This window comes from Novosphingobium sp. 17-62-19, from assembly GCF_002256775.1.
In the GTDB taxonomy this organism is placed as follows: Bacteria; Pseudomonadota; Alphaproteobacteria; order Sphingomonadales; family Sphingomonadaceae; genus Novosphingobium.
This window is the reverse complement of the sequence record NZ_NCII01000079.1, coordinates 1-21,158: the sequence shown is the minus strand read 5'-3', so window position 1 is coordinate 21,158 and position 21,158 is coordinate 1. Positions and strand designations below refer to the sequence as shown.

At 61.5% G+C, this 21,158-nt stretch carries 21 protein-coding genes and 1 pseudogene; 13 read left to right on the top strand and 9 right to left on the bottom strand.

Going from position 1 to position 21,158, the window contains the following annotated elements:
• Nucleotides 1–82: 82 nt before the first annotated feature.
• From B7X90_RS13905 to B7X90_RS13885, 5 genes are all read right to left on the bottom strand, one after another.
• Complete coding sequence (locus B7X90_RS13905; protein WP_366409690.1) at nucleotides 83–583, bottom strand: PhoD-like phosphatase N-terminal domain-containing protein; 501 nt, start codon at nucleotides 581–583, stop codon at nucleotides 83–85.
• A 99-nt stretch (nucleotides 584–682) separates the two neighbouring features.
• A complete protein-coding gene (locus tag B7X90_RS13900; RefSeq protein ID WP_292625367.1) occupies nucleotides 683–1,423 on the bottom strand; it encodes an IclR family transcriptional regulator in 741 nt (246 codons plus the stop codon).
• Nucleotides 1,420–1,812, bottom strand: a complete 393-nt coding sequence (locus B7X90_RS13895; protein WP_292625365.1) for a nuclear transport factor 2 family protein — start codon at nucleotides 1,810–1,812, stop codon at nucleotides 1,420–1,422. The genes B7X90_RS13900 and B7X90_RS13895 overlap by 4 nt, the downstream gene beginning before the upstream one ends.
• A complete protein-coding gene (locus B7X90_RS13890) occupies nucleotides 1,809–2,942 on the bottom strand; it encodes a cobalamin-independent methionine synthase II family protein (protein WP_292625363.1) in 1,134 nt (377 codons plus the stop codon). Before B7X90_RS13890 ends, B7X90_RS13895 begins: the two co-directional genes overlap by 4 nt.
• Before the next feature lie 157 nt (nucleotides 2,943–3,099).
• Entirely contained in the window at nucleotides 3,100–4,119 is a 1,020-nt protein-coding gene (locus tag B7X90_RS13885; RefSeq protein WP_292625362.1) for a helix-turn-helix domain-containing protein, read from the bottom strand.
• Here B7X90_RS13885 and pobA point away from each other — a divergent pair.
• Nucleotides 4,063–5,232 (top strand): 4-hydroxybenzoate 3-monooxygenase, encoded by a 1,170-nt coding sequence (pobA, locus tag B7X90_RS13880; protein ID WP_292625361.1) that lies wholly within the window; start codon nucleotides 4,063–4,065, stop codon nucleotides 5,230–5,232. The genes B7X90_RS13885 and pobA overlap by 57 nt on opposite strands.
• A gap of 155 nt (nucleotides 5,233–5,387) precedes the next feature.
• Complete coding sequence (locus B7X90_RS13875) at nucleotides 5,388–6,062, top strand: response regulator transcription factor (protein WP_292625360.1); 675 nt, start codon at nucleotides 5,388–5,390, stop codon at nucleotides 6,060–6,062.
• A gap of 135 nt (nucleotides 6,063–6,197) precedes the next feature.
• On the opposite strand, the gene B7X90_RS13870 is transcribed toward B7X90_RS13875, so the two are convergent.
• Together B7X90_RS13870 and B7X90_RS13865 are read right to left on the bottom strand one after the other, a co-directional pair.
• A complete protein-coding gene (locus B7X90_RS13870) occupies nucleotides 6,198–8,885 on the bottom strand; it encodes a TonB-dependent receptor (RefSeq protein WP_292625359.1) in 2,688 nt (895 codons plus the stop codon).
• A gap of 92 nt (nucleotides 8,886–8,977) precedes the next feature.
• On the bottom strand, nucleotides 8,978–10,546 hold the full coding sequence (locus B7X90_RS13865) for a hypothetical protein (protein ID WP_292625357.1): 1,569 nt from the start codon (nucleotides 10,544–10,546) through the stop codon (nucleotides 8,978–8,980).
• A 263-nt stretch (nucleotides 10,547–10,809) separates the two neighbouring features.
• On the opposite strand from B7X90_RS13865, the gene B7X90_RS13860 reads away from it, so the two are divergent.
• The 3 genes from B7X90_RS13860 (at nucleotide 10,810) to B7X90_RS13850 (ending at nucleotide 12,393) form a co-directional block, all read left to right on the top strand.
• Nucleotides 10,810–11,211 (top strand): hypothetical protein, encoded by a 402-nt coding sequence (locus B7X90_RS13860; RefSeq protein WP_292625356.1) that lies wholly within the window; start codon nucleotides 10,810–10,812, stop codon nucleotides 11,209–11,211.
• Nucleotides 11,212–11,604: 393 nt separating this feature from the next.
• Nucleotides 11,605–11,802 (top strand): hypothetical protein, encoded by a 198-nt coding sequence (locus B7X90_RS13855; protein WP_292625354.1) that lies wholly within the window; start codon nucleotides 11,605–11,607, stop codon nucleotides 11,800–11,802.
• Nucleotides 11,803–11,964: 162 nt separating this feature from the next.
• Nucleotides 11,965–12,393, top strand: a complete 429-nt coding sequence (locus B7X90_RS13850) for a MarR family winged helix-turn-helix transcriptional regulator (RefSeq protein WP_292625352.1) — start codon at nucleotides 11,965–11,967, stop codon at nucleotides 12,391–12,393.
• 6 nt (nucleotides 12,394–12,399) lie between these two features.
• On the opposite strand, the gene queF is transcribed toward B7X90_RS13850, so the two are convergent.
• Both queF and B7X90_RS13840 read right to left on the bottom strand, forming a co-directional pair.
• Nucleotides 12,400–12,852 carry a preQ(1) synthase gene (queF, locus tag B7X90_RS13845; protein ID WP_292625351.1) on the bottom strand — a complete coding sequence of 151 codons (453 nt, stop codon included), beginning with the start codon at nucleotides 12,850–12,852 and terminating at the stop codon, nucleotides 12,400–12,402.
• 364 nt (nucleotides 12,853–13,216) lie between these two features.
• On the bottom strand, nucleotides 13,217–13,405 hold the full coding sequence (locus B7X90_RS13840; protein ID WP_292625350.1) for a hypothetical protein: 189 nt from the start codon (nucleotides 13,403–13,405) through the stop codon (nucleotides 13,217–13,219).
• Between the two features lie 61 nt (nucleotides 13,406–13,466).
• On the opposite strand from B7X90_RS13840, the gene B7X90_RS13835 reads away from it, so the two are divergent.
• The 8 genes and pseudogenes from B7X90_RS13835 to B7X90_RS13800 all read left to right on the top strand — a co-directional run bounded on the left by B7X90_RS13835 (nucleotide 13,467) and on the right by B7X90_RS13800 (nucleotide 21,047).
• Complete coding sequence (locus B7X90_RS13835; protein WP_292625349.1) at nucleotides 13,467–14,087, top strand: hypothetical protein; 621 nt, start codon at nucleotides 13,467–13,469, stop codon at nucleotides 14,085–14,087.
• Between the two features lie 133 nt (nucleotides 14,088–14,220).
• On the top strand, nucleotides 14,221–15,063 hold the full coding sequence (gene sseA / locus B7X90_RS13830) for a 3-mercaptopyruvate sulfurtransferase (RefSeq protein ID WP_292625347.1): 843 nt from the start codon (nucleotides 14,221–14,223) through the stop codon (nucleotides 15,061–15,063).
• A 543-nt stretch (nucleotides 15,064–15,606) separates the two neighbouring features.
• Nucleotides 15,607–16,781: pseudogene (locus tag B7X90_RS13825) on the top strand (PLP-dependent aspartate aminotransferase family protein).
• Entirely contained in the window at nucleotides 16,778–17,704 is a 927-nt protein-coding gene (locus tag B7X90_RS13820) for a mechanosensitive ion channel domain-containing protein (RefSeq protein WP_292625346.1), read from the top strand. The pseudogene B7X90_RS13825 and the gene B7X90_RS13820 overlap by 4 nt, the downstream one beginning before the upstream one ends.
• 201 nt (nucleotides 17,705–17,905) lie before the next feature.
• Complete coding sequence (cobA, locus tag B7X90_RS13815) at nucleotides 17,906–18,676, top strand: uroporphyrinogen-III C-methyltransferase (protein WP_292625345.1); 771 nt, start codon at nucleotides 17,906–17,908, stop codon at nucleotides 18,674–18,676.
• Complete coding sequence (locus B7X90_RS13810) at nucleotides 18,673–18,969, top strand: DUF2849 domain-containing protein (protein WP_292625343.1); 297 nt, start codon at nucleotides 18,673–18,675, stop codon at nucleotides 18,967–18,969. Before cobA ends, B7X90_RS13810 begins: the two co-directional genes overlap by 4 nt.
• A 1-nt stretch (nucleotide 18,970) precedes the next feature.
• Nucleotides 18,971–20,623, top strand: a complete 1,653-nt coding sequence (locus B7X90_RS13805; protein ID WP_292625341.1) for a nitrite/sulfite reductase — start codon at nucleotides 18,971–18,973, stop codon at nucleotides 20,621–20,623.
• Nucleotides 20,616–21,047 carry a DUF934 domain-containing protein gene (locus B7X90_RS13800; protein WP_292625339.1) on the top strand — a complete coding sequence of 144 codons (432 nt, stop codon included), beginning with the start codon at nucleotides 20,616–20,618 and terminating at the stop codon, nucleotides 21,045–21,047. Before B7X90_RS13805 ends, B7X90_RS13800 begins: the two co-directional genes overlap by 8 nt.
• Nucleotides 21,048–21,158: the final 111 nt, after the last annotated feature.

The window sequence follows — 21,158 nt, the reverse complement described above, 5'->3', positions numbered from 1 at the left end:
CTGCTTCGCCTGGAACAAGCTCGTCGATCAGCCATGGCGCATCATGTCCATCGGCATCCGCAAATGGGCACATGGGTTCTGATTAATGGGGTTTGGTATAAAGCCCATCCTCATACGCTTGGCACCCCGCCACGCCAAAGCGCACCCTGTCCAGTGCGCTTCCCGCCAGAGGCAGGGTCTTTGCCCGCCCGCGCATGGATCGTTCACGCCCCACCATGAAGCGGTAGAAGTGTTCACGCCCCGGCTGAAGCCCCGCCACCTCTACATGCACCGCATGGGCCAGTTCGGGCCGCGCAACCACCGAACCCTTGGCGACGATCTGGCGAAACCGGTCATCCGTCGCCACTTCCCAATCAACCGGCACCGGCGCAATCGGCATACCGCCATGTTCGGCCAGTGGTTCTGGCGCAAGCCGCGTCCAGATCACGAAACCATCGGACGAAGGATCGCCTGCCGCCACGCCGAGCGTGAATGGCCATGCGCCAAACAATTGCTGCGCCCGCAGGATCGCCGGAGCGCCCAGCAGGCCTCCTGTTGCAGTCAATCCGGCAAGTACGTTGCGGCGTGTGGTCGTAATGCTCATTGTGCGATCCTGCTTTGCTTGCCCTAAGCCTTTGCAACCCCATGTTGCAGGTTCGGGTCATGCAATTGCCATCACGTCACTTTTGTGCGGGCAGATCACTCAGAGTGCGGCCGCGCTCTTTCGCAGCAGCAGGCCAAGTTTTGCTTCAAGTTCAGCGTCGAAACGGACCGATGGCACCGCCACGCTGAACGCCCCGGCAAATACGCCATCAATCCACGCGGGCACGGCCACACCGCATATACCCGGCGTCGCTTCTTCGCGTGCAATACAGATGCCGCCGGACCGGATTGCTGCCAGATCGGCCCGTAGTTCAGGCTCGCCAGTTCGGGTATGGGCGGTAAGCATCACCCGATCGGCTTGCGCAAAATAGCGCTCCAGCTCAATCTCGGGCAACCATGCCAGCATGACCTTGCCTGCGGCCAATGCGTGTAAAGGTCTCCGCGTCCCGGGATCGACAGCATAGCGCAGCGCCTGATCGCTCGCTTCGGTCACCAGTGCTTCCACGTCCCAATCATGCCGCACCATGAACGAGGACGTCTCATTCAATTCGCTGCGCAGCGCCCGCACCAGTGGCCGCACACGGTCTTCCAGCGTCAACGCCGTATGTGGCGCGCGCAACCGCTCCAACCCCGGTCCTGGCAAGTAACGCCGCCCCTGCCGCGCCAGATACCCGCGCTCGGTCAAAGTGGCCAGCAGGTAGGACAGGCTGCTGACCGGTATCGCCAGCGCGCCCGCAATCTCTTGCGCCACTGCGCCCTGCCGGTGCGCGACGACATACTCGATCACATCGAGCGTGCGCATGGCGGACTTGACGGGATTGGAGGCGGCGGGCGGTATCACTTGAACAGCAGGCTACCGCGCCGCTCTGCAAAGCGCCAGCCCTCGGCGGTCAGCACGAACCTGTCTTGGAACGATCCCACCAATGGAGCGGGATCGCCCGTGAACAGCAGCATGGCACTGGTGCCGCGCGCAGTGTCGTCACTTTCCACATCGATCACCACGTTGGAGCAGACATGCCGCGTGGTGCGCGGCGGCCGCGCCTTGAACGCAGCAAGGATCGCCTCCCGCCCTTCCACACCCGCATCGGGCGCAGTCGGGCGGAACATCACGCCGTCCTCGGCATAGAGCGCAGCTACGTCATCCCACCGCGCTTCATCGTTGAGATTGGCATATAGTGCGATCAGCCGCGCGCAATCCGCCTCTGCCGCGCGCCGCTCGTCCGGCGTCACAGACGACCTGCCGCGATGTCTGCGCCTTCACGCAAGGACTTGAGCTTGCGCCAGGTCACGATGGGATCGAGCTTCCCATAACCAGCAAAGGTGCCAAAGCCGCAGTCGGTGCTTGCCACAACGCGATCCGCCCCCACGATGGCGGCAAAGCGCTCGATCCGCTGCGCAATCAGTTCAGGATGCTCGATATAGTTTGAGCAGGTGTCGATCAGGCCCGGCGCAAGGATCTTGTGGTCAGGCAGCTTGGCGTCCTTCCACACCTTCCATTCGTGTTCGTGGCGCGGGTTGGCCGCTTCGAACAGGACCGTGGCCGGGCGCGCCTTGATGATCGTGTCAATCACACGTTCCAGCGGAATGTCGTGATCGTGCGGGCCTTCATAATTGCCCCAGCAGATGTGCATCCGCATCTTTTCGGGCGGGATATTGGCGGTCGCCGCATTCAGCGCCTCCACGTTGGCTTCGGCAACCTTCACGAATTCAGCATCGCTCAGATCCTGGTAGCCGGTGTGGCGGCTCATCGCCAGATCGGGGCAATCGAGCTGCAAGTAGAAACCTTCGTTGACGATGGTCTCGTATTCCTCGCGCATCGCATCGACCAGATCGGCCAGATAGGCCTCGTGCGTCGGGTAATGGCGGTTCACCTGAAACGCGGTGATCAAACCCGGCGAAGCGGCATTCATGAATGCTTCGGTATCGGGCGCAGCGTGCTTTTCCAGCGCAGCCTTGAAGCGACGGATGTCTTCATGCAGCGGGTCAAGCGTGATCAGCCGAACATCGCCGATGCACGATGCGCGCACGAATTCCTGGCTGCCCATGATGGCGGAAAGCTTCTTCACCAGATTGGGCACTTCTGCCAGATCCGCCGCAGGCTTGCGATCGATGTGCCCGCCAAAGCCCGAAAGCCGCTCGATCATGTAGGTCGAATAGCCGACCTTGCCCAATTCGCCATCCGACACGACCGAAACCCCGGCCTCAACCTGCGCCTTGACCCCGGCATCGACCGCAGCCGACACAACGCGGTCAAATTCCGCGGCATCATAAGGCTCACCCTTGTCGCGCGCCAGCAACAGAGGGGTCAATTCATCCCCGCGCGGGAGGCTACCGACGTGGGTGGTCTTGATCTTGGCCATTTCGCAAACCTCTCCGCTTTAGCGTTTTCAAAGCAGGTGGGATCACCTGCTGACTCGGAAAACGCGGCAAACCACAAACCCAGAGCAATCCGGCAGATTGCTCTGTTTCATATCTGTGAAAATTTCATAGCGGAGTTTGGCGGAGAGACAAGCAATTTCAGGCCACCAGAACCTTGTCCATTGATGGCCGACGCCCAGTCATCCGCTGGTAAAAGCGCGAGAAGTAACTTGGGTCGTCAAAGCCCAGTTCAGTTGCCACTTGCGCTGCTGTGGCATTGGTAAAGCGCAGCAACCGATGCGCTTCCAGCACCATGCGGCGGTGGATCACGTCCATCGGGCTGCACCCCAATCCCGCTGCCGTCATGCGAGACAGGGTGCGGCGGGTCATGCCCAGAGCGCCTGCGTAGAAGTCCAGATCGCGGTGCTGGCGATAGTGAAGCTCCACCAGTTGCCGGAAGCGTTCGAGCCTCCGATCAGCGCGGCCTTCGGCATCCTGCCACGCTTGTGCCGACACACAGCGGATAAGCGCTTCGGCCAGCGCCATGAACAACGGATCTCGTTCCTGCCACTCCTGCTGCAACCCCAGCATTTCGCGCGCCAGCCAGAATCCGCGCCGCGCTGAATCGAAAGCCAGTGCCGCTACCCCGCCCCGTGCCAGCGCACCCAGCAGCGGGTCCGCAACGCCGCTGGCCCTTGTGGAAAAGTCTGTGGACAGCGTGAGGACAAACCCGCGCGTCCCTTGCCGAAAGCGAAAGCCATGCACCGCGCCAGCTGGCACGATCACGCGCCCCGGCCCTTCCAGTCCGCTCTCCACGCCGTCCAGCACAATGGCGGCATGTCCCTCTTCTACCAGCAGAACCTGCACGAAGTGATCGTGGCGATGCACCCCAATCTCCCAGTCGTGCAGCGCGCTGCGCTCGGCAATCGTTTCGATATGTGCAAACCCACCGGAGGAACGCGCCGCGCCCTCACCATAGAGTGCATATGTCGGTATCGCCTGTGCCATGTCCCGAAAGTGCCAGCAGTTTGTCCAGTCCCTGCCTTCCGCGATTGTGCCCCAGCTGTCAAATTCCTGTCCATAGCGGCCCGCATCCCAGCGCGGGCGCGTGGGAGAATTGCGATGAAAACTCAGGTCGCCATTGTTGGCGCAGGCCCCGCTGGCCTGCTGCTCGGCCATCTGCTCAAGGCCGAAGGCATCGATTGCGTCGTCGTTGAACGCCAGCAGCCCGATTACATCCTCGGCCGCATCCGTGCGGGCGTGCTCGAACAGATCACCGTCGGGCTGATGTCGCGCCTCGGCCTCGACGCGCGGCTCAAGGCCGAAGGCTTGGTCGAAGAAGGCTTCAATCTTGCCGATGGCGAACGGCTGATCCGTATCGACGTGGCCAACCTCACCGGCAAGACTGTGGTCGTTTATGGCCAGACCGAAATCACCAAGGACCTGATGGACGCCGCCCCATCACGCGGGCTTCAGATCATCTACGGCGCCGATGACGTGGCCCTGCACGATATTGAAAGCGATACACCGTCTGTCAGCTTCACCCACGACGGCACCGCCCACCGCCTCGACGCGCGCTTCATCGTCGGCTGCGATGGCTTCCACGGCCCCAGCCGCAAGGCGATCCCGCAGAGCGCCGTGCGCGAATACGAGCGCGTCTATCCTTTCGGCTGGCTCGGCATCCTTGCCGATGTACCGCCCTGCAATCATGAGCTGATCTACGCCAACCACGAACGCGGCTTCGCGCTCGCCTCGATGCGCAGCCACACCCGCAGCCGCTACTACGTGGACGTGCCGCTGACAGAGAAGATCGAGGACTGGTCCGACGATCGCATCTGGGACGAACTGGCCGTCCGCCTCGGCCCCGAAGCCGCCGCCAACATCACACGCGGCCCCTCGATAGAGAAATCCATCGCTCCGTTGCGTTCCTACGTATTCGAACCGATGCGCCATGGCAGCCTGCTGCTGTGCGGCGATTCCGCGCACATCGTGCCGCCCACCGGTGCCAAGGGCCTGAACCTTGCTGCCAGCGACGTTCACTACGCCGCCGAAGCGCTCACCGCCTATTTCAAGCACGCCAGCAACGATGCGGTCGAAGGCTACTCTACCAAGGCCCTCGCCCGCGTGTGGAAATCAGAACGCTTCTCGTGGTCGCTGACCAAACTGATGCATCGTTTTCCCGATGACGGCCCGTTCGAACGCGCGATGCAGGTGGCCGAACTCGATTACATCGCCACCAGCACGGCCGCGCAGACCAGCATTGCCGAAAACTACGTCGGGTTGCCGGTTTAGCCCCCCCATCCCCTCCCACCTGCGGGAGGGGAGTAGGCAGCGCAGCAGCACGGCCTTTGACGCTTGCCCCAAAATCCATGCCCGCGGTGTAACATCGTCATTTCCTCGTCACATACCCGCGACAGAAAGCCTGTATCGACAGGGGCTTTCTCAACATGCGGCGTATCGACATTCTGCTGACAGACGACCTTTCCGGGGGCCGTGACACGTTCCAGCATTCTGACTTGCGCGTGGTGTTCCACCGCTGGAAATCGGATGGCCCGCTGCCCCTCATGGAGGGTCGTCCCTGGGCCTTTGTCGATTGGGTTCTGCCTGAAATGTCCGGTCTGGAACTCTGTCGCCGTCTGCGCTGCGCAGATAGCCTGGGGCAGGATGCCCACGTCACCATGATCCTTGAGGACGACGATCCCGAGGCCAAACGCCGCGCCTTGCGCGCGGGGGCTGACGACTACATCCTCGGCCCTGTAGACCGCAGCGCCCTTCTCGACCGCGTCCTTTCGGTGCAGCTTCCCGAACACGATGCCCCCGCCCGCGTATTGAAGCTGGGCGATCTCACGCTCGATCTCTCCGCACTCCAAGCCCGCTGGCGCGAAAAGCCGCTGATGCTCATGCCCAACGAATTGCGCCTGCTGCGCTACCTGATGGAACAGCCCGGCCATGTATTCAGCCGCCAGCAACTCATCACCGCGCTGGGCAAGCACGATCAGCCTATCGACGAGCGCACCGTCGACGCATGGGTGAGCCGCCTGCGCCGTGCCCTGCGCGATGTGGGAGCGGGATCGCCCCTGCGCACGGTACGCTCGCTAGGGTATGTGCTCGACAGGCCCTGAAACCTCAAGATCAGTCATTCAAAAAGCCCCGTTCGGTTTTGCCGGATGGGGCTTTTTCTTACCAACTACCCCCACAAAAAAGAGGCGGCCCCGGTGAAGGGCCGCCTCCTGAGGGTGGTTGACTGGTCTGTTAACTCAGAACGTCATCGAAGCCGACAGCGCGAAGGTCCGGCCCACGTCATAGGAGTTCACCTCGACGCGGTTCTCGCCCGACTGTTGATATTCGATGTGACGACGCCCGGTGATGTTGCGGGCTTCGAACTTCAGCTCGACCTGCTTCTTGAACACATCGAAGCCCTGACGGGCCACGAAATCGATGCGCAGACCTGGATCTTCAAAGATGTCCGGCTGGCCGGTGTTGAGCAAACCACGGCTGAACACGCGCTTGCTGGCATAGTTGAACAGGATCGTCTGCTGCGAAAGCTTGTCGGTATCTTCAAGCCCCAGTTGCACGTTGATGATGTGTTCACTCTGCCCCGTCAGCGGCGCTCCGTTGCGGAAGTAGTCCAGCGCCCGGCTTGATGCGGCCAGATAGTACGATGTCTGATCGCCTTCCTGCACCTTCAGCTTTGATTTGGTGAAGGTGTAGTTGGGGATCACCACGAAGCGGCGCGATTCCCACATGCCGCCCCAGTCGCTAAGGTCGAAGTACTTCTGCAGCTCGACTTCAGCACCATAAAGGTCGGCCTTAGGCGCATTGGCGAAGCTGGTGATGAAGCTGTCGCTTTCCAGCGCCACGAAGCTTTCAATCGGATTGTTGATCCGCTTGAAGAAGCCCGCAACAGAGAAGCGCTGATCGCGGTCGAAGTACCACTCATAGCGGGCTTCGGCGTTGGTCAGTTGGCTGTCCTGCAGGTTCGGGTTGCCGCGATACTGGCGGTTGGTGTCAGGATCGAAGTAGAACTGATAGATCAGCTCGCGGAACTGCGGACGAGCAATCGTCTTCGATGCGTTGACACGCAACTGCATGTCATCGCGGAACGACCATGTCAGCGTTGCAGCCGGCAGCCAGTAGTCGTTGTTCAGTGCCGTCGGCGTGGCAGTGGTGCCGCCATCCTTGAACACCTGAATCGGCGAGACGACCAGCTTTGCCTTTTCATAACGCACACCCGCATCCAGTTGCAGCGTATCGGTCAGCTGGGCGTCGACCTTGGCATAGGCACCGTGGTTGCGCAGCGTCGCAAGGAACGCCGGGTTGCCTTCGTTGGTGTCGATCAGGTTCACGTCAAACGCTTCGATCACCGCATGGCTCAGCAGGTAATCGGGGCGGAACAGGTTCACGCCATCGGGCAGTTCCACCGCACGCCACTGAAAGTCACGGCGCGAGCTGGTGCGGCGCGTATCGACATAGGCATAGCCAACCGTCGCGGTGACAGTGGGCATGATCTTGTACGAAACGTCGATCCCGCCAGTCCACAGATCTTCATTCAGATCCGAGAAGCTGACCGTGGCACGACCTGCGTTACCATCGAGATTGTTGACGAAGTATTGGCCGAGCGGATCGGACTCCACATTCGTGCGAACATATTCAAAGCCGAGTTCATACGGTGCTTCGCGCTGCGAATTGGCAAAGCCGCCGCGCAGATCGACGCTGAGGCCATCCATCGGCTTCAGTTCTGCCACGATCTGCGTATCGATCAGCTGACGCTCGTACCAGGCCGTATCCTGCTGCTGGTAGTCAACCGTCGTCTGGTTGCGCTGGCCAAGGCCAAGGCGCGTGTTCTTCAACGTGTCGCGGATGTAAAGGTTGGTCCAGCGGATCTTGTTGCGATCCCATTCCAGCCCCAGACCCAGCATTCCGTTCACAACCAAGCGGTTGTCCGTCACCACGCGGCGGAAATTCGACTGGAGGTCGGCCAGATCCGATTCAACCGAGGTCTGGCTGGTTACGTCGCGCGTCTGCCACTTGTTGTTGTAGCCTGCCGTCGCAATCACACCCAGCGTCACCGCGCCCAGTTCGAACGATTTACCCGCCGAAAGCGAGAGCGAACCATTGCCCGGCATGTTGGGGATCTTCTGGATCAGCCCGTTGCGCGTGTTGACGATGCCCTTGCCGATCTCGACATTGTCGAGAGTGCCGGAGCTGAGCCGTTCGCCGCTGTCAAAAAAGGTCTGGAGCGCATTGGTATAATCGCGCTGTCCATTATCAAACCCGGTCCAGTCCGTGCTCGAACCATAATAGGTGTAGCCAAGCTGGTTGGTCGTCTCGCTATCCCACGCACCGCCTGCACCGATGGTGATGAACGGCTCAGCTGGGCTGGACTTGGTGGTGAGGTTCACCACGCCGCCGCCGAATTCACCCGGATAGTTCACCGAATAGGATTTCTGCACCAGCGTCGAGGCAATGATGCTGGAAGGGAACAGATCGAGCGGAACCACGCGCTTGAGCGGTTCAGGGCTCGGCAATGGCATACCGTTCAGCAGCGCAAGCGAATAACGGTCCCCAAGACCGCGCACATAGACATAACCGTTTCCGACCACGCTAAGGCCCGTCACGCGGCCAAGCGCGCCAGCGATATTGCCTTCGCCAGTGCGTGCGATTTCAGCGGTGCCCAGCACAGACACGACCTGCGGAGCAGAGCGCTGGTAGTTGCGATCACGCTGGCCGGTGACGATAATCTCACCGCCGGGGATCGAGACTTCGGTTGCTTCTTCCTGCACCTCTTCAACAGGTGCTTCCGCCATCGCATCAACTGAAGGAACAGTATCAGCAGGAGGGACAGCGTCCGCAGGAGCGCTTTGGGCGTCCTGCGCAAAGGCAATGGACGGCGCCAGAAGCGCGGTGGAAAGCAGCAGCAGGGTTGCGAGCCGCGGCGTATTCATGTCGATGTCCCCCCTGGGGAAAAGTGTGTTCTCTGGTGCGGAAAAGGGGGCAGCCGTCACCGGCCACCCCCATAGTCCATATGGGCGGCCGATCAGGTTGTCGGCAGCGCCGTGCAGGCCGTGCTCGTGGAGCCGAAGTTGGCAGCACCGCTGTTGCAGGTCCAGCCAGCATACCACGTGTCGCTGCTGTCCTTGACCGCACCGATATAGGTGACGGCCGAGAAGAACGAAGACAGCGAGGTCACGTCGAACGGGGTAACAGCCGTTTCGTTAGCACCGTTGATGAAGCCACCGGTCAACGAAGACGTGAACGCTGCATTGTTGCCGTTCGAACCCGAACCGAAGAAGCCAGCAACCTGCGAAGCGGTATATGCACCCGATCCGATGAAGCTTGCATCGCCCGTTCCCGAGCAGGTCATGACAACCGAACGCGCGGTCAGCGTGGCCGAAGCCGAACCGCCCGAACCGTTCATGCGGATGCACTGGTTGTTCGGGGTGTAGATCACGCTGTTGTAGAGCGAGATGTCCGAGTTGCCGCGGAAGAACAACGAAGCCTGTGCGTTGGCTTCATTGTTGCTGCTGGTGGCAGTCTGGATTGCCGTCACGTTCGACATGCGCGAAACCTGACGCGGGGTCTGGGCTTCGTTGCCGTTGCTGTCGAGTTCCATCAGGCCGTCACCAGCACCAGCGCGCTGGATCAGCAGCAGGTACTGCAGGTTGGCCTGTACACCGGTATCCATGTCGAGGCTGTCATCATCAGCGCCAACAGCGATGTAGTGCTTCATGTTGACCGTGCCGCCGAAGAATTCAGCGCCATCGTCCGAGCTGTTGTAGCTCTGGATGTAATCGAGTTCCGTGCCCGAACCGGTGCCTTCCAGCGTCAGCGCCTGAAGTTCGGAGTTCGAACCCAGCACGAAGCCCGAATAGCGGATCTGCACGTACTTCATCACGCCACTGCTGTCGGCCGAGTTCGTGCCACCATAGAGTGCAGGATCAGCCGCACCTTCGGTCTGGCGTTCGCAAGTGCTGGCAGTTCCGCCGCTGGCAACCGCACCGGTGGTGCAGTCGGTGATCGGCGCGCGGCCCATCAGCACAACGCCGCCCCACTGACCTTGCGATGTTTCACCATTGAGGCCGAGAACGTTGTCACGGCTGGTAAAGATGATCGGCTGCGTGGCCGTGCCAACAGCGTTGATCTTGTTGCCGCGATTCACCGCAAGCCAAGATGTACCGGTGTTGCCAAATACGACCACTCCCGGCTCAATCGTCAGGGTTACGTTGGTGCCGGTGCTGCTGAAGCCAGCATCGGTGCCTACGTCCACACGACCGTTCATCGAATAGAGCAGGCCAGCAATCTTGGGCAGCGTAACCGACGTACTGATGCGCGCAGGCAGCGTGCAAACGCGCCATGAACCCTGCGACGATGTCACAATCCCGGAATCGCCAAGGAAGGTCGATGAACCGCCAATGTTGGGGCAGCCAGCAGCTGCAACAACACCGCTCGAAGTCGGTGTGGGCGTAGGCGCAGGCGTAGGAGCAGGTGCCGGCGGGTTGATAACAACATTGCCGCCGGTGCCTGGCGAAGAAATGTCGGTGGGGCCGCAGCCGGCAAGCGCAAGAGCGCTGCAACCGACAAGGAACAGGCCGTGGTTGGTCTTCACTTGAAATCCCCCATGGATACCGGCGGGAGAAAATTCCTGCCGTCGCGAGGCACCGTCTAGGGGGGCAAAGTGACAGCCTGTTTGCGGTTTCCTGACAGATTTATGTCAAAAATCATGACGACTGTTCGACATTTTTGACGAGAAACGCGGAAATGCGGGACTCTAATGATTGCATTTTTATGACAATATTTCAGTTTAGTTGCAGACACAGAGAATCAGCGCATACTCCACTCAACAAACGTAATCAGAAACGGAGAGCCTTGATGTCGACCAGCCTGTTCCTTGCCGCCGCACTCGTCGCCCAGCCCTTCCTCACGTCGGCGGCCGTGATGGTCACCCCGCCGCTCACCGTGCCTGCACCGGCGCTGCCCAGCGGCGATGTCGGCTATCACGAGATAATGGCCGGTCGCCCTCTGGCCGCCATCAACCGCATCGAAGGCAGTGAACTGGCGCGGCAGGGTGATCCGCTCGCACTCATCAATCTCGGCACCGCTTACAAGATGGTCGGCCGCAAGGATGATGCCGCTCGCCTCTATCGCACTGCTGCCGGCAGCGATGATCGTTATGACGTGCAGCTTGCCAATGGCCGCTGGATCGATTCCCGCCGCGCGGCAACACTAGCCATGGCCCGTCTCGGCTCTGACGAAGTGCTCGCCCTGCGCTGATCGGCAGCAGCCCCTATCTGAAAATCCGAAGCCCTTCCGGGTCGCACGACGCAACCTTTGTCACCCCTCAAGGTGACAAAGTGCGTCAACTTAACTTTCGATAAGCTTTTCAAAGCGCACTTTATCCGTCCATTCTGTCAACAGAAGCTGGATCGGATTCGGATGAAAGTGTGATTTCCTTGAGGTGCCTTCTTGGTTTCCATAGACCAAACCGCAGTGCAGCAGTGCGTGAACTGCTGTACTTTGCGACGCATTGCGTCGGCTGCGGCCGTCCATTGCGTCGCATCAGCAAGGGACGGTGGGTGATCAAGAAGCGCAGCAGCAACGGACGCTCTTCACGCACTTCTCCTGCCGATGTAACCACGGCCGCCCTCGAAAGCACCGCTCGCAGCGATGCTCTGGCCGATCGGAGCGACGCTGGCCGTGCATAATCAAGCTACTGTTGACCAACCGAATTCCAGCGATCTCGCGCGGTTGTACAAGGCGATTGCCGAAACACTGGAAGAGGCAGACCGGCTCGAACTGCGCATGGTCGGCATCCATTTATGCAACGCGCTGCACAGTCTTGATGAAGAACGCGAACCAGGCTGATACCTCTTTTTACAGCCAAATCCGCTGTAATATTTGCGCATATTTTCATATATTTGCGGTTGCGTGACGTTAACCTGATCGTCATAGTTCCCCACGGGACAGGAACTGGGGCACGCAATTATGGATAGCGATGACCGAGGCAAGCTGGCGATCATTACAACAATGCTGATCGATCTGCTGCGAGATCAAAGTTCAGAACCTGTTACAGAGCCCGTCCTGACGATTGAGCAACTGGTCACAATGGCCAAGGCTAAGATCCGTGCGCGGCGGCGCAGGCAGGAACTCTTCCCCGGAATTCAAGTAGCTGACCCGGCGTGGGACCTTCTTCTGGAGCTCTATATCAACTGCGCCGAGAACCGCCGTATCTCGGTTACCGGTCTTGGCCTTGGTGCCAATGTGCCAGGCGCCACCGTGCTGCGCTGGCTGGCAGTGTTTCAGGAATCCAGCCTGATCGTGCGTGAACCCGATCCCCTTGACCGACGACGCATCTGGGTGAGGTTAACCGATCTGGGGCTGGAGCGGGTGGCGCAGGGGATTGCGGCGTCGCAAATCCCGGCGAGCGCGACGTTCAATCCCTCGCTGGCGGCCTGAAGCCCCTCAGCCTCGCCCGCGATAGGGGGCAACCCCTTGATCTGGAAGCCAAAGTCCGGCGGGAGGAGCATCGCTCTGCCAGAATACGTCGATCGGAATTCCGCCGCGCGGGTACCAATAGCCGCCGATGCGCAGCCACTGCGGCTTCATTTCATCGAACAAACGCTGGCCGATGCCGACCGTCACGTCCTCGTGAAAGCCCGCATGGTTGCGGAATGATCCGAGGAACAACTTCAAAGCCTTTGATTCCACGATGGTTTCACCCGGCGCGTAGTCGATCACCAGATGCGCAAAATCGGGCTGTCCGGTGACGGGGCAGAGCGAGGTGAACTCGGGCGCGGCGAAACGGATCATGTAGAGCGCGCCGATGCGCGGATTGGGCACGTAATCGAGCACCGCCTCTTCTGGAGAGGCTGGCAAGCTGCTGTTTTGCCCGAGGAAAAGCGGTGTCTTGGTCATGATTCAGCCTGTGTTTCCGAAGTGCACCAAAATGCACCAAACAGCACCTAGGCGCACCCAAACGCCGCCAACAGGTGCAAAATCGCCCTGTCCCATGCACTTGTCGCAGGGTTAGGGCAAGTGACCGGATCACGCCCTTTGGTTCAGCCGCGATTAAACCGGCAGTGCCCTTTCCACCCCTCATGACGATCCGCGCAGGGCTGCCACTTTTCACGATAACGATCCTGCTCGCAGCCTTCCCGGCGGCGGCGCAGGATGTTGGCAGTTACCAACTGCCTCCATCGTCCACGCCGACGCCGAATGTGCAAGGCCCCGTCATCCCGGAAGCCCCGCCCCCGCGCATTACACCGACCGCTGAGCCAGTTCAGGCTCCTTCACCAACGATCACGCTGCCGCCCGAACCTGCGCCGAGTGTAACGGCAAGCCCACCACCGCGCCCCGCGCCACGCCCTTCTGCAAGAGCATCGGCCAGCGCGCCGGTGGATGCGGAAAGTCCCGCTGCGCCGCCGCCTGCGTCTGCACCGCCCATCGCTGCGCCGGCCCCGTTCCCCAAGATTGTGCCTGCTTTACCGAATGTTGCACGCGATGAGGGCTCGGCTTGGTGGCTCTGGGGCGTGGGCGCTATCGCGCTGGTGGCGCTGGGTGGAGGGGCATTGTTGCTGCGACGGCGAGAGCGGACGGCAACCGAGCCAGTGTTTTCGCCGCCGGTCCTGCCGGTTGCTGCGCCGCCACCTCCCCCGCCTCCGAAACCTGCGCATCCCCTCGCCCCGCTTACGCTGGATCTGGAAGCGGTGCGGATGAGTGCGAGTCTGGTGAATGCGACGCTGGTCTATCGCATTGTCTTGACTGCAAAATCCGACATGGAGCAGATAGCGGTGCGGGCCGATATGACCGCCGCCCATGCCTCGCGCCCGGCAGACGAGCAGCTTGGCGGCGATGATGCGCCAGTGCTGCACCAGATCGCGGCCATGGCAGCGGGAGAGACGGTGGTCCTGACCGGCGAATTGCGCCTGCCGTTAAGCGCCATCACGCCGATTCGGCATGGGAGCGCGGCACTGTTCGTGCCGCTCGTGCGGATTGCGGTGGAAGGGCCATTGCGGTTGCGCCGGGCATTTGTTGTGGGGTTGGACGAGAGCGCCAACACTTTGCGCTTGCAGCCTTTTCGGCTTGACCTCGGACCGCGCGTCTATGCGCAAGTGGGCCAGCGCGAGCTTACTGTGCCGCAATTCGCTTAACGCGGCGGGTGTGAAATCAGTTGTGATTTGCCCACTTTTTCATGGTGACGCAGGTCACACCCGCGTCTAGTCTGCTGCACGTGCGAACTCGCAAAGACGGGTCGTGCAACGCAGGCAGGAGCATTGAGAACTTATGGATTCGCTGGTTTCCACCCAGTGGCTCGCCGACGAGATGGGCGCGAGCGACTTGCGCATTGTCGACGCCACCGCGTTTTTGCCGGAGCATGGCCGCAATCCGTTGCTGGAATACGAAGCCTGCCACATCCCCGGCGCGGTGTTCATGGACCTGTCAGATCTGGTCGACTCGGCATCGCCGGTGCCCAACACCCTGCCCCCGCCCGAGAAATTCGCCAGCCGGATGCAGGCGCTGGGCCTTGGCGATGGCAGCCGCATCGTGATCTATGACGACAGCCCGGTAAAAAGCGCCACGCGGGCGTGGTTCATGCTGACGATGTTCGGCGCGCAGAACGTGGCACTGCTTGATGGCGGCATCGCGAAATGGAAAGCCGAGGGCCGCAAGTGCGCGCAAGGCACCGAAACGCTGCGGCAGCGGCACTTTACCGTGTGGTCTGACGACAGCCATGTGCGGTCGAAAGCCGATGTCCTCGCCAATCTGGGCAGCAAGGCCGAACAGGTGGTGGACGCGCGCGGCGCAGGGCGTTTTACCGGCGATGTGCCCGAAACGAACCCGGCCCTTGCCAGCGGCCACATTCCCGGCGCGCGCAATGTGCCCTATGCCAGCCTGTTCAACCTCGACGGCACGTGGAAAGCACCCGACGCGATCAGGGCGCTGTTCGAGGCGGCAGGCGTGGATCTGGCGCGGCCGCTGATTACCTCGTGCGGATCGGGGATGACGGCCAATGTGCTGATCTTCGCCGCGCATCTGATCGGCAAGGAGGATGTGGCGCTTTACGATGGATCGTGGAGCGAATGGGGGCTGGACCCGGAGACGCCGAAGGCGACGGGAGTTGATTGAAAAATCTGACTGCTTTGTCATTGACAAGATTGTGGCTGCCAATAGCAGACCGACACCCAACCAATACAGCGAGAAATGAAATGCGGCCTATTTTTGCGATTGGAATTTTTGCAGGCTTGGTGGCAGTTTCCGTTGCGGCTCAAACGCCGTCCAACGGGTCGGCAACACCAGCACCCTCGCCCACTCCTACAGCATCGGCGAGTCCCACACCTGCACCTAGCCCTTCACCAACAGCTACTGCTGCGCCGCAAGCAGACATGATCCAGCACAACGATTCGTCCTACACCAGCGTTGGCTTGTCCCCGCACAACAAGGGCACGATGACGCCGCTACCTGACGGCCCCTGAACGCTTCTTTGACCAACGAGAGGTGGGAGCCTGCTGCGTCTCTGCTATGCTGATGACGGATCCGGCTGTGCTCCCAGCCTTGAAGTTCTTCTGTGCTGAAATCCAGACGTCGTGGGAATGACAAAGTCTGGTGCTGCCGCCGGCTTTGCACCTAACCCCATGACTCCCGCCCCTTCCCTCTGCTATCGCCCGAAGCATGAGCAGTTCTGATGATTTTGACGCCCTCGGCCCCGCAACGCGAGGCGTGCTGGCAGGGCGGCGTGAGGGGTGGACGGGGACGCCGGAGCATCCGGGCGCGGTGGTTAATCCGGCGGTTTGGCGGGCTTCTACGCATCTCTATGCCGATATGGCGGCGCTGCGCAGCGCTCCGGCCAATGAGGATGGGAATTTCTACTACGGGCGGCGTGGGGGGCCTACGCAGTGGGCTTTGGCTGAGGCGCTGACGCAACTGGAGCCGGGGGCGGCTGGCACTGTGCTTTATCCTTCGGGGGTGGCGGCGATTGCGGGGGTGTTGCTCACCGTGTTGCGGCCGGGCGATGTGCTGTTGATGACCGACAATGCCTATGAGCCGAGCCGGGCGATGGGACGCGGATTGTTGCGGGATTTCGGGGTGGAGACGCGGTGGTTTGATCCGACCGACTTGGCCTCGTTCGAGGCGGCCTGTTGTGAGCGGACGCGGTGCGTTTTGCTGGAAAGCCCCGGCAGCCTGACGATGGAAGTGCAGGATGTTCCGGGGGCTTTGCCGCGTTGGCGCATGGCGTGGACATCAGCGTGATGAGCCTGACCAAGCACGTTTCCGGCCATTCGGACTGCATGATGGGGTCTGCCAGTGCCGGGCCGGAGTGGTATCGCAAGTTGCGGGTGCGCGCGCAGGGGCTGGGCAATGTGGTTTCGCCCGATGATGCCTCGCTGATGCTGCGGGGCCTTCGCACGATGAAGTTGCGGCTGGAGGCGGAGACGGCTTCGGCATTGGCGATTGCGCAGTGGCTGGAAGGTCGGCCTGAGGTGGCGCGGGTGCTTTGTCCGATGCTGCCGGGATCGCCGGGGCATGAGTTGTGGCGGCGGGATTTTACCGGCGGGTGCGGGCTGTTCAGCTTTGTGTTGAAAGGCGGGACGAGTGCGGCGCGCGATGCCTTGATCGATGCGCTGGGGCTGTTCGGCATCGGCTATTCGTGGGGCGGGTTTGAAAGCCTTGCCACGCCGGTCGATCCGGCCAGCATCCGCACGGCAAGCGCCTGGCCTTTGGTGGGGATGGAACCGGGTGACATCTTTGGCGTTCGGCTGTCCATCGGGCTGGAAGACACGGCAGATCTGATTGCCGATCTGGGGCGCGGGCTTGCCGCGTGGGCAGCGCAAGAGGGTCAGGCATGAGCGAATTTCGAAATGGGGTGGCGGACGTGATCCGCACGCTCAACGAGATCGGGTTCGACATCGGAACCTATCACATATCGGTCTGGGGTGCGCTTCGCATTGCCATCGTGGTGGTGCTGGTGCTGATGTTTGCGCGGCTGGGCAGCAGGCTGGCCAAGCGGTTGTTCCGGCGGATCGACAGCTTGGACGGCGGGCAGCAGTTGCTGGGCGAGAAGATCGTTTCGCTGTTGGTCTGGGGTATTGCGATCCTGATCGGGATCGACGTGCTGGGCATCAGCCTGACGGCGCTGACGGTGTTTTCGGGTGCGTTCGGTCTGGCCATCGGTTTCGGTTTGCAGAAGACGTTCGGCAACCTGATTGCGGGGATCATCCTGCTGATGGACCGGTCTATCAAGCCGGGCGACGTGATTGCGGTAAACGATGGCGCTGGATCGACGTTCGGCGAAGTGAAGCGCATCGGCATCCGGGCCATTTCGGTGACCACGCGCGACAACCGTGAATATCTGATTCCCAACGAAATCCTGATGACCACGCAAGTGGAGAACTGGTCGTATTCATCGCGGCAGGTGGGCATCAATATTCCGGTGGGCGTGGCCTATGGCAGCGATCTGGACAAGGTTGAGGCGCTGTTGCTGGAGGCGGCAAGATCGACGCCGCGCGTGCTGGAGAGCCGTCCGCCGAGCATACAGATGGTGGGATTTGGCGCGAGCAGCGTGGACCTGAACATTTTTGCGTGGATCGATGACCCCGAAGATGGCGTGGCCAATGTGAAGTCCGACGTGCTGAAGCGCGTGTGGCGATTGTTCATGGAAAACGGGATCGAGATTCCGTTTCCGCAGCAGGATCTTTATCTGAAGAACAGCGAGGGTTTGCGGGCTTTGGCCGAGGCGATGGGCAAGCGCGGTCAGACGCCGGAGGCATAGCCAATACCATCGTCACCCCGGGCTTGACCCGGGGTCCCGCTATGCGGCCAAGCCCTGCTTTGAAAGAAGAAGCGGGATCCCGGGTCAAGCCCGGGATGACGGAGTGTGGGTGGTGGATGCGTGGGCGGCTAAAGCTGATCTAGGCGGGGGGCAAAGGTTTCTCGCTGGCAGGTTGGCGCGCCCGCGCCCATCTGCGCTGTCATGAGCAATTCCTCTTCAAGAGTCGGAACCGTGTTTCTGGTGGGCGCTGGGCCGGGCGACGCTGACCTGATGACGCTGCGCGCGGCGCGGCTGGTGATGAATGCGCGCGTGCTGGTGCATGATGGGCTGGTCGACCCTTCGATTCTGGCGATGGCGCCCAAGGGGTGCCGGATGATTTCGGTGGCCAAACAGCGGTCACGCCACACGATGCAGCAGGAAGATATCAACGCCTTGCTGGTGCGCGAGGCTTTGGCCGGGAACGACGTAGTGCGGCTGAAGGGCGGCGATCCGTTCGTGTTCGGGCGCGGCGGCGAAGAGGCCGAGGACTGCTTTGCGGCGGGCGTGCCGGTGCAGGTTGTGCCGGGGATCAGCGCGGCGATGGGGGCGGCGGCTTCGGCCATGATCCCCCTCACCCACCGCGATGCGGCGAGCATTGTCACCTTCGTGGCCGGGCAGTGCAAGGGGCTGACCGAACAGAACTGGGCGGGCCTTGCCGGGGTTGGCAGGACGCTGGTGATCTATATGGGCGTCGCCACGGCAGACGCGATTGCCGAAAAGCTGATGGCGGACGGGCTTGCGCCCGACATGCCGGTGGCCGTGATCGAAAACGCGGCGCGGCCGCAGATGCGCGTGCTGCGCGGGGCACTGGCCGGGCTTGGCTCGGTGGTGGCTGAAAACAAGGTCAAGAGCCCTGCTCTCATCGTGATTGGCGATGTTGCAGGCCGGGGAGACATGATGGAATTGAAGCAGGTTTTGGAGGCCGTAAAGTGAAGATCATCACCGGAAGTGATCTGCGCACCGGAGACGTGATCTGGTGGACCGGCGAAGGCTGGTCGCGCCATGTCAACGATGCGGTGGAAGCAGGCGAACATACCGAGGCGATCATCGCGCGCGAAAACGCCAAGCAGATCGTCACCGACACGCAAGTGATCGAAGCGACGGTGACCGACGACGGCGTGCGCCCGGCGCATATCAAGGACCGCATCCGGGCGCTTGGCCCGACGGTGCGGCTCGACCTTTCCCTCAAGCCTGCCGATCCTGCGGCAGGGAACTGGGTGATCTGAGATGTACCAGTACGATAGCTATGACCAATCGATGGTCGATGCCCGCGTGGCAGAATTTCGGGGTCAGGTGGAGCGCCGTCTGGCCGGGGACCTGACCGAGGACCAGTTCAAGCCGCTACGGCTGAAGAACGGCCTGTACCTGCAATTGCACGCCTACATGCTGCGCGTGGCGGTGCCCTATGGCACGCTGAACAGCCGCCAGATGCGGATGCTGGGCGATATTGCCGACAAGTATGACCGTGGGTACGGCCACTTCACCACGCGCCAGAACATCCAGTACAACTGGATCAAGCTGGAAGATGCGCCGGACATTCTGGCCGATCTCGCATCGGTGGAGATGCACGCGATCCAGACCAGCGGCAACTGCATCCGCAACACCACGTCCGACCAGTTTGCGGGCGCTGCGGCGGATGAGCTTGTCGATCCGCGTCCTTATGCGGAGCTGCTGCGCCAGTGGTCGACCTTCCACCCGGAATTCGATTACCTGCCGCGCAAGTTCAAGATCGCGATCATCGGCAGCGAGACTGACCGTGCGGCGATGAAGCTGCACGACATCGGCATCCAACTGGTGAAGAACGACGCAGGCGAAATCGGCTGCCGGTTCTACGTCGGTGGCGGCATGGGCCGCACACCAATGATCGCGCCCGTGATCGGCGATTTCGTTTCGCCGTTGCAGATGGTGTCCTATGCCGAGGCGTGCCTGCGCGTCTACAACCGCTATGGCCGCCGCGACAACAAGTACAAGGCGCGCATCAAGATCCTTGTCCATGAAATCGGCGCGGACGAATATCGCCGTCAGGTGGAAGAAGAGTTCGCGCATATCCTGACGCTGGGGCTTGAGCCGCCTGCGGCAGAGCTGGAGCGGATCAAGGGCTTCTTCGAGCAGCCCGGCTTTGACGCCAATGCCTCCGACGAGTTGGACCTGTCAGACCCCGACTTCGCGCTGTGGGTGGACCAGAACGTCCATGCCCACAAGCAGCCGGGCTATGCCATCGTCAACATCAGCCTGAAGCCGGTGGGCGGCATTCCGGGCGATGCGACGGCTGACCAGATCCGCCTGATGGCCGATCTGGCGCTGGCGCATTCGTTCGACGAGTTGCGCGTGACCCATGCGCAGAACATCGTGCTGCCGCATGTGAAGAAGGCCGATCTCTACGGCCTGTGGCAGAAGCTGGATGAAGCTGGGCTGGCTGCTGCGAACCTTGACCTGATTGGCGACATCATCGCCTGTCCGGGGCTGGACTATTGCGCGCTTGCCAATGCACGCTCGATCCCGGTGGCACAGAAGATCTCGAACCGCTTTGCCGACCTTGGCCGCCAGCGCGAACTGGGCGAGCTGAAGCTGAAGATTTCGGGCTGCATCAACGCCTGCGGTCATCACCACGCGGGCCACATCGGCATCCTTGGCGTGGACCGAAAGGGCGTGGAGAACTACCAACTCCTGCTTGGCGGATGCGAAGGTGCGGATACCTCGCTTGGCACGATCACCGGCCCCGGCTTCAACGAGGACGGGATCGTGGACGCTGTGGAAAAGGCGACCGACGTTTACCTCGCCCAACGCGCCGAGGGCGAGCGCTTTGTGGACACGTACCGCCGTATCGGCATGGCCCCGTTCAAGGAGGCGATCTATGCCAAGGAGCCAGCAAATGGTTGAGCAGAACTTGCGCTATCGCAGCGATGAGCCGGTGAGCGATCCGGCGGTAACGGTGGATGCCTTTGCCGATCAGAACAACGCCACCGCAGTGCGGATCGAGCCGGGCGACGATGCGCGCGCGCTGCTGCCGCATCTGGACCGTATTGCGCTCGTGGAAGTGAACTTCCCCGCCTATACCGATGGCCGTGGCTATTCGGCAGCGCGAATCCTGCGCGAGCATGGCTATGCGGGCGAATTGCGCGCGGTGGGCGATGTGCTGCTTGATCAGCTGAGCCACATGCGCCGCTGCGGGTTTGACAGCTTTGCACCGAACCAGGCGATCAGTTCCGAAGCCGCTGACAAGGCCTTCGCGACTTGGCCTGATGTCTATCAGAAGACCGTCGATGGACGCCCGGCAATCTGGGCGAAGCGCCACCCCGCGTAAGGCGCGGGAGAAGGATTGAAGCATGGACAGGACGCCGAGTTCTATGGTTGCCAATCGCAAGATCGACCTGATCGACACGCGCCCGCGCTTTGTCGAAACGGACGCCATTCG